Annotated in this window: 12 protein-coding genes; 1 reads left to right on the top strand and 11 read right to left on the bottom strand. The window is 45.3% G+C overall.

Translation table 11 applies throughout. The annotated features are described in order from the left end of the window. Positions 1-3: 3 nt before the first annotated feature. Positions 4-936, bottom strand: a complete 933-nt coding sequence (locus FMS18_RS13580; protein WP_163295211.1) for a LysR family transcriptional regulator — start codon at positions 934-936, stop codon at positions 4-6. Between the two features lie 115 nt (positions 937-1,051). On the opposite strand from FMS18_RS13580, the gene FMS18_RS13575 reads away from it, so the two are divergent. Next, entirely contained in the window at positions 1,052-1,540 is a 489-nt protein-coding gene (locus tag FMS18_RS13575) for a hypothetical protein (RefSeq protein ID WP_239061041.1), read from the top strand. A 15-nt stretch (positions 1,541-1,555) separates the two neighbouring features. Here FMS18_RS13575 and FMS18_RS13570 read toward each other — a convergent pair whose 3' ends face one another. The 10 genes from FMS18_RS13570 to FMS18_RS13525 all read right to left on the bottom strand — a co-directional run bounded on the left by FMS18_RS13570 (position 1,556) and on the right by FMS18_RS13525 (position 12,564). Then, positions 1,556-2,326, bottom strand: a complete 771-nt coding sequence (locus tag FMS18_RS13570) for an ABC transporter substrate-binding protein (RefSeq protein ID WP_163295209.1) — start codon at positions 2,324-2,326, stop codon at positions 1,556-1,558. A gap of 67 nt (positions 2,327-2,393) precedes the next feature. Next, entirely contained in the window at positions 2,394-3,161 is a 768-nt protein-coding gene (locus FMS18_RS13565) for an ABC transporter substrate-binding protein (RefSeq protein ID WP_163295208.1), read from the bottom strand. A 69-nt stretch (positions 3,162-3,230) separates the two neighbouring features. Next, positions 3,231-4,142, bottom strand: coding sequence for a phosphate acyltransferase (locus FMS18_RS13560; RefSeq protein WP_163295207.1), 912 nt, complete (start codon positions 4,140-4,142; stop codon positions 3,231-3,233). 65 nt (positions 4,143-4,207) lie between these two features. Next, on the bottom strand, positions 4,208-4,687 hold the full coding sequence (ilvN, locus tag FMS18_RS13555; protein ID WP_163295206.1) for an acetolactate synthase small subunit: 480 nt from the start codon (positions 4,685-4,687) through the stop codon (positions 4,208-4,210). Between the two features lie 99 nt (positions 4,688-4,786). Continuing rightward, positions 4,787-7,909, bottom strand: coding sequence for an EAL domain-containing protein (locus FMS18_RS13550; protein ID WP_163295205.1), 3,123 nt, complete (start codon positions 7,907-7,909; stop codon positions 4,787-4,789). An 87-nt stretch (positions 7,910-7,996) separates the two neighbouring features. After that, positions 7,997-10,042, bottom strand: coding sequence for a transglutaminase domain-containing protein (locus FMS18_RS13545; RefSeq protein ID WP_239061040.1), 2,046 nt, complete (start codon positions 10,040-10,042; stop codon positions 7,997-7,999). 251 nt (positions 10,043-10,293) lie between these two features. Then, positions 10,294-10,611 carry an iron-sulfur cluster biosynthesis family protein gene (locus tag FMS18_RS13540; RefSeq protein WP_163295203.1) on the bottom strand — a complete coding sequence of 106 codons (318 nt, stop codon included), beginning with the start codon at positions 10,609-10,611 and terminating at the stop codon, positions 10,294-10,296. Between the two features lie 150 nt (positions 10,612-10,761). Continuing rightward, a complete protein-coding gene (locus tag FMS18_RS13535) occupies positions 10,762-11,598 on the bottom strand; it encodes an AraC family transcriptional regulator (protein WP_163295202.1) in 837 nt (278 codons plus the stop codon). A 10-nt stretch (positions 11,599-11,608) separates the two neighbouring features. Continuing rightward, entirely contained in the window at positions 11,609-12,001 is a 393-nt protein-coding gene (locus FMS18_RS13530; RefSeq protein ID WP_163295201.1) for a cupin domain-containing protein, read from the bottom strand. A 167-nt stretch (positions 12,002-12,168) separates the two neighbouring features. Then, a complete protein-coding gene (locus FMS18_RS13525; protein ID WP_163295200.1) occupies positions 12,169-12,564 on the bottom strand; it encodes an OsmC family protein in 396 nt (131 codons plus the stop codon). Positions 12,565-12,596 lie beyond the last annotated feature (32 nt).

The following is a 12,596-nucleotide window of genomic DNA, read 5'->3' as shown; positions in this document are numbered from 1 at the left end:
AATTTACCTCAGTTTCAATGGGGGTAGTGATCTTGCTACTTCTTTTATAATTGAGCGAATCCATTTTTGTGCAGGATCATTGTCATTTAAGGAATGCCAGTGCTGGGCTACTTCAAATCCAGTGTTTTCCAGTGGCATTCTTACAATACGCAATCTACCTTTTACTGCATACATTTCTGCCAGACGCTGGGCCACACTGCCTACAAGGTCTGAATTTTCCACTAGCGAAGGAATAACCGTTTCCTGTTGCAGCACAATCTTTATTTTCCTCTGTACGCCCTTGCGATAAAGATAATCTTCAAGAAACCCCAACCCGGATTCGGAAAGAGAAAGGGCTGCAAATTCACTGTCAGCCATTTCTTCCTCATTCATTACATTTCCTTTGATGGGGTGGTCATTGCGGACAACGCAGACTTCCCGGTCGTCAAAGAGTTTTTCCTTAAGTACCCCGGCATTATGTCCTCTGGGACAGCCAAGAAAGACATCAAGTTTTCCGCTTTGAAGCATTTCAATGCGTTTTTCATAAGTCATCTGAACCACACGAATGGATATGCCCGGAGCTTGTGATTCAATCCTCTTTAATATTCCCGGAAGCAGTAGCTTGCATAGGTAGTCGCTGAGCCCTAGGCAGAAAGTCCGTTTGGATGATGAAGGATCAAATTCCCCTCGGTCATGCAATGACTGGGTAATTGTTTTCAGGCTGGGAGTAATGTTGCGGTGTATTGTTTTACACAGCGGTGTAGGTTCCATGATGTTGCCCCGTCGAATGAAGAGGGGGTCATCAAAATAGTCGCGTAGCTTAGCAAGGGCGTGACTTACCGCAGATTGGCTCATAAACAGTTTGTTCCCGGCAAGAGTCAGGCTTTGCTCTGTAAAAATGGTGTCGAGTATTACCAGAAGGTTCAAGTCAAGGTTGGATGGATTAGTTTTGCTCATACAGGGAATGAATAATATTCAGTGGTAAAGGTTAATAAATAGGATTAGTTATCTCAGCGAAAGAATGCTTTTACGAAGTTATGAATTCTTGTGCGCGTAATTCTAAGAATACAGCATGAAACTGATTCATTCTCATCTTAATTACTTTATTTTAGGGGAAATTGAAATGCTTGCTCTTTACGGTTCAATCGCGGTTGTAGTGGCTTCTTCCGTGATTTATCACCTTGCTCAGAAAAGTATTGCCGGGGGTGGGTCTATTTTCGGCTCACTTGCTTTTGCATATGCCATAGCCATGGTTTTCAGTCTGGCGGGCATGTTTTTTCAGACTGGAAGGATAGAGGTTCTTAATATTGTAAGCTTCAAGAACTGGCCGGTTCTGCTGCTGGGGCTGGCTGTTTTCGGGATTGAAATCGGAGTGTTGCTTACTTACAAGGCTGGTGCCAATGTAAATACCCTGCCCATTATGGTTAACGGAGTGGTTATGGCTTGCCTGATTCCCCTTGGCGCACTTATTTACAGAGAGCATATTTCAATGAGTTCTGTACTTGGCATTATGCTCATTGGTTCCGGGGTCTGGGTCTTATGTTCGTCAGGTCATGCCTGATTTGAGGTTGCAGAGCTATTTACACGGAGTCTTCATTTCAGGCGGTAAGCCTACTTTGTGCATGATTTCATCGCATTCATCTGTATTTTTAAATTCTTTAAGCATATTGGAGAACTCGCGAACGATTTTTTCATTGCCCGGTTTATGGGTGAATCCGATATATAACGGAGTAACATGTATCGCTACAGGGCTGGGTACAACCTTGCTCTCAAGCTTCATGTTTCTTAAAATATGATTTCCCACAATGCGATAGCCAGCAACTAAATCTACTCGTCCAGCCATAAGTTTCAGGAAATTTTGGCGTATATTTTTAACTTCTTCAGTTTTGAATAGAGTGCTGTTGTCAAAGATCTTACCGTATGTGTATCCCTTGATTATTCCAATGTTTTTACCTTCGAGAGAAGATATTTTATCGTAAATAAACGGGTCGTCAACACGCTTGAATATTGTCGAAGTTATATTCATGAGCGGTTCTTCAGGATATATCAGCCAGCTTTGCCGTTCTTTTGTTTTGCGCAGCCCGAATATTCCATCCACTTTGCCGGATTCTGCCATGAGCAAAGCTCTTTTCCAGGGGACGAATTCAATTTTGAATTGGGTGTTCATTTTTGAAAAAACAATTTTTGCCAGTTCTACCTGTATTCCTTTCGTGGTTCCGTCTTCTTTATAGTAGTAAGGCGGGAAGGGGTCTGTTGCGAAAATAAGTTTCTTAGTGGCGGAACAATCTTCAGGCATTAACAATATGGACACCAAAATTGCGATGATGACATTTACTATTTTCTTCATATGCCCTCCGGCCATGGCTTCTCTTCTACCTGAAAAATAGCAGATTTTATTTGGTCTTATGCGAACTTTATTCGCACTGAATCATGTGTGGCGGTATTCCTATTTTGCTCATGGTTTCGGGGCATTGATCTGATCTTTTTAATTCTTTGAGAATACGTGAAAATTCACGGCTTAATTTGCCGTGTCCCGGCTTGCGGGCAAAGGCGATGTAAAATGGTGTTTTGTGGACTGGAACTGAACATGCAACGATCCGGTTTTGTAAATTTATATCTTTCAGAATGTAGTCTCCTACATCCTGGTAAGAAACCACAAGATCAATCCGCCCGGCCAGTAGTTTTAAAAAGTTCTGTTTGAGATTGGCTACTTTTGCTCTTTTGAATATATTGCTTTTATCAAACTGGTCGCCATAAGTGTAGCCGCCGATGACTCCGATAGTTTTGTTTTGTAGTGAATTTATTCCTGCGTAGACAAAAGGATCGTCTTTACGCTTAAAGATTACAGTGCTGACTTCGAAAGTCGGTTCTTCCGGGAAAATCAGCCAGCGCATCCGCTCTTCAGTTTTCCTGACGCCGAACAGGCCATCAATTTTACGGGATTCCGCCATGAGTATTGCCCGTTCCCAAGGTAGGACCGGGACTTCAAGTCTGACGTTCATTTTATCAAATATAACTTTTGCAAGTTCAATCTGAATTCCTTTGGCTGTGCCGTTTTCTTCGTATGAATAAGGGGGAAAGTGGTCCGTGGCGATGCTAATTATTTCTCCGGCAGGAGCGTAGTGCGGAATCAAAAATACGATCATCGCAATTGTGATGAAAATCTTTTTAGTGCTATCCATGTATTTTCCGGCTTATTGTTACAAGCTCTATTTCGTATGAAGGTAGAGCTTGTTGCGGTAAAGTTCCAGCTACATTCCTGAAAGGTAACAGGCCAGTGCTATGGAATGGAACTTTGAACTGTCCGAGTCACCCCTTGATGAAACCACAATAGGCACATCGCTGCCCACAACAACGCTGGCCATGGTCTTGCCTGCAATGGTTGTCAGTGCCTTATAAAGAATATTGCCGCTTTCAATTTCAGGGGTAAGCAGTATGTCGGCGCAACCGGCTACCGGGTTGTCTATTCCCTTGCAGGCTGCTGCTGTTGTGGAAATAGCAAGATCAAGAGCGAGCGGTCCGGCAACCTGTGCTTCACCAAAGGCATCTTCCGCAGCCATTTTGGCTAGAATATCCGCATCAAGGGTGGCCGGCATGGCCGGGTAGTTTACTTTCTCCGTGGCTGCGAGGATAGCTGCCTTGGGTTTTTCCATGCCGAGTTTGCGGGCAACATCAATGGCATTGCGCAGGATATCGGCCTTGCGTTGCAGATTGGGTTTGATGTTAACCCCGGCATCGGTCAGAAGAATCAGTCTTTTCTGGGAAGAAGCTTCAAATACACTTACGTGGCTGATGATTCCTTTTGTGGGAACCCCGGTCTGCTTATTGAGAATAGCCTTGAGTACAACACTGGTGCTGACCAGTCCTTTCATGATCAGGTCAGCTTTGCCTTCCTTGAAGAGGGTTACGGCTATTGCCACAGCTTCGGCATCATCATTTTCTTCATGAAATTCAAAACCATCTATGTTCAGCCCGTGTTCTTGCGCAACAGCGAGGGATTTTTCCCGGTTGCCGATAAATATTGGTTCGGCAATTCTTTCTTCATGAGCGGTGAGAGCGGAGCGGATTACAAATTCTTCAGCGCATGGGGCTATTGCCACGCGTGCAGGACGTTTATGATTACGAACCGCTGTAATGATTTCACCAAGTGATGTTATGGTCATGTGCGCACCTTTTTACGGTCTGGATGTTCCGTTTGAATTAAGATTAATTCCGCCATTATTAAGCGTTATTCATCTCCGCGTTTGAGTGCGATCATACCGGTGCGGCACAGACTTTTGATTCCGAAAGGCTGGAGTATCTTTATAAGCCCTTCTACACGTTCCTGATCTCCGCTGAGTTCAACTGTGATGGTTTTTTGACCCATGCCAACCACATCTGCCCGGAATACTTCGAAAATCTGCATGATCTGAGACATGGTGTCTTTGTTTACTTCAACTTTTATCAGAACCAGCTCGCGGTCTACAAATTCCTTACGGGCGAGATCGTCCAGTTGAATAACAAAGTCCATGGCTTTGAGCTCTTCTGTCACTTTGGTTATTTCATCCTTGCTTCCTTCGGCGCAGATGACCATGCGTGATACTTCCATATTCTCTGTTTCGCCACAGGAAATGGAAGTAATGTTGATTTTATTGTCCTGAAAAGCCGCTGAGGATTCGGCCAGAACTCCGGTTTTGTTTCTTACCAGTGCGGATATGGTGTGTTTCATCTTTACTCCTGAGAATGACAGTTCTTTTTCAGGAAGTATACACGCAAAACCATCCGCGAACAAGCAAGGACAGTATAAGGAATGGAGATAGGAGAGAGGTTAGATTGATGTTAATCCGGGGGGGCAGAAACCTTTGGAACGCATTTTGACCAGTTTTTCCGCATCATCTTTGGTCTGGGGTTTGTCAAAGTAAAATCCCTGAACATAGTCACAGCCGATCTCTTTAAGCAGGATGAGCTGTTGCCGTGTTTCAACGCCTTCAGCAATAACATCCATACTCAAACTGTGTCCCAATGCGTTTACAGCGCGAACGATTTCAAGTGATTCATGATCTCCGGCCATGTGGCTGACGAAAGAACGGTCTATCTTTACCGTGGAGGCCGGGAACCGTTGCAGCTGGGCCAGAGATGAATATCCGGTTCCGAAGTCATCCACCGCAAGCCTGATGCCCATTTCTCCGATTTTTTTCAGATTCAAGGAGGATGCAGCATTGCGTTCCATGATGGCTGATTCGGTTATTTCGAGCTTGAGATTGTCCGGGGGAATCTCAGTTTCCTGCATAATCGTCTGGATGGCGTCAGCCAGATCCGGCTTGGAAAGCTGGCTGGGCGAGAGGTTGGCAGTCAGAAAAAGGTCGCTGGCATTGGGGTAGTCCCGTATCCATACGGACATGAATTTGCACGCTTCAAAGAGAATAATCCGGTCAAGTTCAACAATCAGCCCGGTTTCCTCGGCCACCGGTATAATCTGGTCTGGGGTCAGGAATCCCCGCTCGGGATGGTTCCAGCGTACAAGAGCTTCGAATCCTGCCAGATTCTTGTTTTGTATGCTGTAAACTGGTTGAAAATATGGGAAAAATTCGTTCTCCGGGATGCCTTGTCTGATTTCAGTTTCGATCAGCAGGCTTTGCAGGGCTTTTTCGTGCATGGTTTTGTTAAAGACCTTGAACTTGTTTACCCCTTGTTCTTTGGCCTTATACATACTGATGTCAGCATCGCGGATGATGTGTTCGGGGTGGTCGTAGCTTGAAGTCTTGAAAACGATACCGATGCTGGAACTTATCACCACTTCCCGTGAGGAAATATTGACCGGTTTACGGATTTCATTACGGATATCGCGGATTATCTGGATAACCTGTTGCGGGGTGGAAAAATCTTCAATCAAGACCGCGAATTCATCGCCGCCCATTCTTGCAACAGTGTCGACTGAGCGCAGACAGTGCTTGATCCTTTTGCCTACTTCAACAAGCAGTTCATCTCCGGCCTGATGCCCGAGACTGTCGTTGATGCGTTTGAACATGTCGATATCAAGCATGAGTACCGCAAAGGATCTTTCCGGTATCTTGCGGGTCATATCCAGAGTTTCTTCCAGTCGCTCCAGAAAAAAAGTGCGATTGGGCAATCCGGTCAGGGAGTCGTGCAGCGATTGGTATGAAAGTCTGCGTTCATACTCTTTACGCTGCGAAATATCATCATAAATTATAAATGTTCCTGAAATTTCATCATTGTATAGAAACGGGTAGCCGAGGATTGAAACCGGAATCAGCCTGCCGTTTTTATGGCGGCGCATATCTTCTGTGCGGTATGTTTCTCCGGCTAGAATTTTTTTCAGGTTGGCTCTGATTTTACCCGTGTTGGACGGGGAGAGGTTTTCACAGCAGGGAGCCATTTCTTCTGTGGCGTAGCCGAAGAGCTTTGTGAAGGCCCGGTTTGTATCCACAACATTCCCTTTGGAGTCAGTGAGGGCTATGGCTTGCGGAGAGCTTTCAAACAGCTGCATGAAGCGGGATTTGTGCCGGAAAATTTTGCGTTCGGCCACTATCTCGAGAGTGGAGTCAAATGCTGTCCCGGTGTAAAGTATGGGTTTCCCCTGATCATCATATGAGGTCCGGGCATTGATGGTCGCCCATTTTTCTTTTCCATGGCGATGGGTGATGCGCAGGAGCATTCCGTTGACCGATCCGTCCGTGCGCAGACGTTTTAGAAAATTAAGGCGTCCTTCCCGGTCATAAAGAAACTTTGAGCCTCGGTCGTTTTCCGCCAGCATTTCTTCAACGCTATCGTAGCCCATGATTGATGCCATGGCCGGGTTGGCAACAGTAACTTTTCCCCGTGCAGAGACCTGAAAAATAGCAACGGTCGCGTTTTCAAATATTGAGCGGAATTTTTTCTCACTTTCCAGCAGGGCTGTCTCGGCTTGCCTGCGCAGCAGGGCTGCGGCAACCTGCTCGGAGATAGCAACCATCAGGTCAATATCCTGAGAGTTATATACTCCGGCCCGTTCGTATGACTGAATAGCCATAACTCCCATTGTTTTGCCCCCGAATTTAAGGGGGATGCCCATCCATGATTTTGCGGGCGAACCTATGTGATTGATTTTATTTGTTCTTTGGTCTCTAAAGTCATCTTCGTCCAGCAGCAGGGGGTGGCCAGCTTTAATAACTTCCACACTTAAGCTTTTACCTTCGACCAACTGCAAAACTTCATTTGGAGACGTGAAGTCTTTTTCATCAGCATAATAAGGAAAAGTTAAACTTTTCTGCTCTTCGTTATATAGGCCTACAAAGAAATTTTCAGCTTCAATAAATGGTTTGATGCTTTCGTGGACCTGCTGGAGGAATATGGGCGTGTCCGCAGTTGAATTCAGGGCGGATGAAATTTTGTAAAGGATCAGGTTGATGTTTTCGGTCTGCTTTCTTGCCGAAATATCGCGAAGTGATTCAATGGCACCTATCGTGTTGCCGTTCTGGTCCTGAATGGGAGCAGATTGAACCCACAGATTAGTGCTTTTGCGGTTGCCCAGATTCTGGATGCAGATTTCAGCAGCTAGGGCTTGTCCTCTGCGGCTGATAGCCTCGTAAGCAATTTCGCCTATTTCATCACAGCCGTTTACAACGTCGATCAGTCCCGGTGTCCTTTTGCCATGAATAATTTTGATGTGTTCGAAGTTCTTTTTGCCGATGACGTCTTCTGCCCTGGTTCCGGTCAGTTTTTCAAGGGCCGGATTCCAGGCAACAACAATGCCTTCTTTGTTGATGATGAATGCGGGATCGGGAATAAAGTGTAGAATACTTACAGCAGGGGAGTGCGGGACAAGTGTAGATGCATCTAGACCGGAGTACGTTTTTTCAACGAGGTCTATAAAATGAGACAATTCATCGACCAGCTCAATAGACTGTTCGCCAATGGTGTCTTTTAATTGTTTTTCCAGCAATTCGTGCATCGTAGATAAGGAGTACTTTATTAATTGTTGAGTTGCAAGTTAAGTGCCCACTTTTTTGAAATATCGTGATTTTTATTTATAGTAGCCTTATTTGCCGATTTTGTGGACATTAATAGTCGGTTCGTTGTTTTTATTCCTCTGCACACTTATCAGGTAATATTCTCCGCGAGGGGTGCTTAGTTCCCATGCTTTGCTTTTGGGGTCCATCTTACCTTGAACAGTTTTTTCGATAATATGAAATCTACTCTTGTCTATTAATTTAGATACGGAAAAATCTTTGAAATATTGCGGATTTCGTTTTTTGCTCTCAAAATAGGGGAGCTTGAATTGAATGTTCCGCCATGGGGAATAAAAAGATTTACTTTGCTCAGTTGCGTTTTTATTGCCTGTTTGTCCGGGAATCTGGGGATAAAAAGGCTGCCAGTTTTTACCGTCATGAAATTCAATCCAGCCCTGTTCATCAAGATAGCGGGCCGGAATGCCCGCGCTGCGCAGCAATGCCGTATTGAAGATGCAGATTTCAGTCAGCGAGGAAGCTTTGCGGGTATCCAGTACTTTTTCAGGAGTGAGTGAATTTCCCAATGAACCCCGTTGAATTGTGGATATTTCGGTATTGAATAGTTCAATCTTTTTCAGCAGTTTCTTCAATTTACCTGTTTTGGCAAGGTTGAACTTCTCATGCATAAGTTTGCGCCAGCTGCTTTGCTGTTCATACATAATACGCGGATTAAGAACGTATTCAGTGAATATCTGATCAGTGTAATTTAATCCCGCAGCTTCAGCCTGCTCGCGGGCCAAATCAGAAAGCCGGGCAATTTCGATCAACTCGTCAGTTGTAATGGTTAGCAGGTCTGCCGGGGGCATTATAGATATCAGTTTGATTAATGAACTCCGGTTGCGGGTAGGGCAGTTGGCAATAGCCCGTTGAATTTGCGGGGTGTTTAGTCCCGCTTTTGCAATGGCTCCGGCATTTTCAGGAGATGCTGTTTCAGCTGCTTTCATCATGCCTTCCAGCTTTTGCAATCGTTGCTTTTTTATGGAATCAAATTCCGCTTTTTGGGCACCCTCTGAATTTTTGGGCGGAGTCTTGAGATTAAGCGTATCCTTATAGGAAAAACGGAAACTGATGACTCCTTCGGGCTTATTGTTCGCTTGCAGTCGAAGTATGAGCGGGGTGCGTTCAGTTTGCTCGCCGGGAATCCAGATTGATCCGGCATATGCGGATTTGTTTTTCTGTGCAGCTGAAATCAACACAGATCCGGGTCCGAGTGTTATTGCTGTTTTGCCTTCTGCGTCAGTGGTTTTGCTGGCAACAGGTCGAAATGATGCGTAATTTAATACCGAGAAGAATATTCTTGTCTTCGGAACTGGTTTACCATTGGAGTCGGTTACCAGAATTTCAGTTTTACTTACCGGGGCATACCGCGCGGTGGTGTTGATGAGCGTGCAGCCGAAAGAACGGCCCAGAATCGGATAATCCGGTGATGCTGCATCACCATATGCATAAGACATGACCAGCGGGGCTTTGCGGACCGACCCGCTGAACCATGCATGATCAAGTCCGTAGTCCGGGTTGGCTGATTCAATGTAATGCCATTTGCCGTCCACCTGAACTTCAGTCCATGTATGGTTGTCGTTGGAATGCTGCCATGCCGGAACCATGGCCTGCCTTGCGGGAATGCCCACACTGCGCAATGCACTGACTGTAAGGATTACCGCTTCTTCGCATCTTCCCCAGCCTCGGTTGATGGTCATGAGCGGATTTTGATCCCAGCGTTGTGTGGATTTGAATCCAGTCTTGGAGAAACACCAGCGGTTTACAGCCAGCACGGCTTCTTCCATGGATGAACATTCAGATACCAGCGGAAGAATTTCATTATAAAAATTTTTGCGCCAACTGATTGCTTTCTCCTGACTTACCCGATGGGGCAAAACGTAGTGCAGGAAATCAGTCCATGAAACATTTTTTCCCCATGGTGTGGATTCGCGGGCAAGCAATGCATAGTCAAGGTTTTCCGCCAATTCAGCGGCTGAAAGGCCGGCTCGGTCAGCAGGGGGCAGGTTGGCAACCAGAAATTGGGCTGCCTGACGTTTTTTCGGCATGTCTGCGTAGTTGTGCAGAAAGTCGTTCAATTCTCCGCGGTTGCTGCCCGAAGTTTTCAGAATTGTGTCAATTGGTTCTGCGTATGGGGAAAATTGATTCTGATATTGTTTAGTTGAACATGCGCATAGTGAAATGCATAGTGAAATTAGATAGATAATATGGGCGAGGTGTTTTGTTGGCAGCATGCATACTGATCTAACATATAGTCTGCTGCATGTAAAAAAAGACCGGAACCATATGGTCCCGGTCTAAGTTTTAATGATGGAGTCCTGGAGGCTTATTAGCCGCAACCGCATCCTCCGCCGCAGCCACCGCATCCGCTTTCGGCTTCTTCAAAGACGAGTGAGGAAGAGATTTCAATTCCCATGGGGCTGAGATCTATGACCATAGGCTTGGCCTGATCGAAAAGCTCCTGATCTACGACAAAGTCATAGCCTTCGAGATTGATGGTTTCGTCACCGTCTTTGGCGGAATCAATTCCGAGGGCCAAACGGGTTCCGCTACATGCGGAGGCGATGTATATGCGAATCGGCTCTTTGTCTTTTTCTTCAAAGTGCTGATCAAGAACTTCTTTTGCTTTTTCTGTGATCTTAAGCATTATTCTCTCCTTTTGAGGTTCGTTTTCTAACAGAATAGCTCTCATGCAAGGTAAGTCAACCTGATTTGCTGAAAAAAGAGTTCACTATTTGCGTAGCTTTTAGGTTCAGCAGTTTTGCATTTAAAAATCCTATTTCGGGCAGGATTCAGGCTACCTGTTCTCCCGGAGAAAACGTCCGGGTGATATACCTATTACCCTCTTGAAGTGGCGGGAAAAATGACTTTGGTCAGAAAAACCGGAATTAAGTGCAGCTTCCGTTAATGATTCTCCTGATTGAATCCGGGATTTAGCTTCGTGTATCCGGCGGGAGATAATGTATTCCTGCGGGGAAATTCCATATCTCTTTACAAAAAGTTTTTGCAGGTGGAATGGACTGAGACATCCTATGTCTGCGATATTGTTTAATGTTATCTTTTCTTTGAAGTTTTTATCAACATATTGTTTTACCCTATCCAAGGCTTCGTGTTGCGGACCCGTTTGTTCAAGTATTATTGTTTGGGTGCTGAAATGTTCAATGGCGTGGTAGAGAAATGTATTTAGGGCGGTCTGCTTCTCAAGCATTGTGCCTGTTGTTTTTTGTAAGGCGAATAAATCGTTGAATGAGTCCTCTTCAAAATCTGTATAAACTAATTCAGGTTTAAAATGGGGGGCGATGCCTGATATTCCGCTAATTTCTTCGGTCAGCTTTTGTAGATACGAAGTGCTGACGCAAAGGGTGCGATAGGAATGGGGGCCGAATTTATTTCCTGAAATTGATTCGCAGCTGTGAGGAGTACCGGGGGGAAGTATACACATCTCCCCGGCACGGTACGAATATATTTGAGAATTAATGCTGACCTTACGCTCGCCACAGTCAATCAGGCTGAAGATGAAACTGGAGTGTACGTGACGCGGAAAATGATTAGCAATTCCAGTTGCCTCAACAAGAGCCACGTCCGGCATACCTTCCAGTTCATGGAAGATCAGTATTTCATTTTGTTTTGTCATTTGCCTGAGTTCATATCAAAGCCGGGAAAAACTTGGCAAGCAGGGTCAGTCCTTCGGGGCCGGCCTTTACACTGTGTTGTTCCCCTTTGGGAATAACAGCGGATTTTCCGGGATGGTATGATGTGGTTTTGTCCGCAAGTTTTGCATTGCCGTTGCCGCCGATGATTTCATGCAGCTCCCATTGATTTTCATGGACATGTGTTTCAAGAGTGCAGTCGGGATCAATACGGACAAGGTGACAGCTGAGTTGATCCGCTGTTTTGTCCCCGGTTATCAGGTGTTTGAGGTATACTCCTTTAAATGCCGGATGCGGATTCCATTTTAGATCCGAGCAATTGATGGGGCCGGAAGTTGTTTCAATGGTACCGTTTGCGGCAAGGGTGGGAAATTCTTCATTGGTCATCATATTCTCCTGTTTGTTGGTAGTTTTTTACCTGCCTTTCTTATAGGCGGGCACAGGATGAATAGTATTGTACGATCTTGTGAAAGTGTTTTTGATAAATAAAAAGCGGACAAGGTTTTTCACCTTATCCGCATTCGCTATTAGCTGAATTAATGGAACAGCAAAGTTTATACTATTTCAAGCTGGAAAGCCGGGGGACTCAGCAGCAGCTTTTTGATTGGACAGAGGTCCAGCGCACGGAGCAGGGCGGCTTTGTATTTTTCAGGAAAACCTTCTGGAATGGTCAGTTCATATGTGAATTTGCTTATTTGGTTTCCTTCATCATTGAATTTGTATCTGATCTTAAGGCCCAGGTCATCCATGGGAAGGGACTTAGATTCACAGAAAATGCGGGCATAATGGGCCGCGCAGGTTGCCAGTGAAGCCAGGAAAAGCTGTGTCGGCTCCGGGGCGGAACCTTCTCCTCCCTCGGTAACGGGCATATCAACGTCTATACAGTAATCATCACCAACAGCTGAAAGTTTTTTACCCGGCCCGAATTCTATTTTGATTTCATTGGTCATCATGACTCCAATACGCCATAAGTGTTGATAAA

The organism is Desulfovibrio sp. JC022 (assembly GCF_010470665.1).
Taxonomy (GTDB): domain Bacteria; phylum Desulfobacterota; class Desulfovibrionia; order Desulfovibrionales; family Desulfovibrionaceae; genus Maridesulfovibrio.
Note: the sequence above shows the minus strand (reverse complement) of the source record. Positions and strands in the feature narration are given on the sequence as shown.

What these genes read in the sequence shown, in the direction of transcription:
- FMS18_RS13580 (WP_163295211.1), bottom strand. Translation starts at nt 936, where the DNA reads ATGAGCAAAACTAATCCATCCAACCTTGACTTGAACCTTCTGGTAATA.
- FMS18_RS13575 (WP_239061041.1), top strand. Translation starts at nt 1,052, where the DNA reads ATGAAACTGATTCATTCTCATCTTAATTACTTTATTTTAGGGGAAATT.
- FMS18_RS13570 (WP_163295209.1), bottom strand. Translation starts at nt 2,326, where the DNA reads ATGAAGAAAATAGTAAATGTCATCATCGCAATTTTGGTGTCCATATTG.
- FMS18_RS13565 (WP_163295208.1), bottom strand. Translation starts at nt 3,161, where the DNA reads ATGGATAGCACTAAAAAGATTTTCATCACAATTGCGATGATCGTATTT.
- FMS18_RS13560 (WP_163295207.1), bottom strand. Translation starts at nt 4,142, where the DNA reads ATGACCATAACATCACTTGGTGAAATCATTACAGCGGTTCGTAATCAT.
- ilvN (WP_163295206.1), bottom strand. Translation starts at nt 4,687, where the DNA reads ATGAAACACACCATATCCGCACTGGTAAGAAACAAAACCGGAGTTCTG.
- FMS18_RS13550 (WP_163295205.1), bottom strand. Translation starts at nt 7,909, where the DNA reads ATGCACGAATTGCTGGAAAAACAATTAAAAGACACCATTGGCGAACAG.
- FMS18_RS13540 (WP_163295203.1), bottom strand. Translation starts at nt 10,611, where the DNA reads ATGCTTAAGATCACAGAAAAAGCAAAAGAAGTTCTTGATCAGCACTTT.
- FMS18_RS13535 (WP_163295202.1), bottom strand. Translation starts at nt 11,598, where the DNA reads ATGACAAAACAAAATGAAATACTGATCTTCCATGAACTGGAAGGTATG.
- FMS18_RS13530 (WP_163295201.1), bottom strand. Translation starts at nt 12,001, where the DNA reads ATGACCAATGAAGAATTTCCCACCCTTGCCGCAAACGGTACCATTGAA.
- FMS18_RS13525 (WP_163295200.1), bottom strand. Translation starts at nt 12,564, where the DNA reads ATGACCAATGAAATCAAAATAGAATTCGGGCCGGGTAAAAAACTTTCA.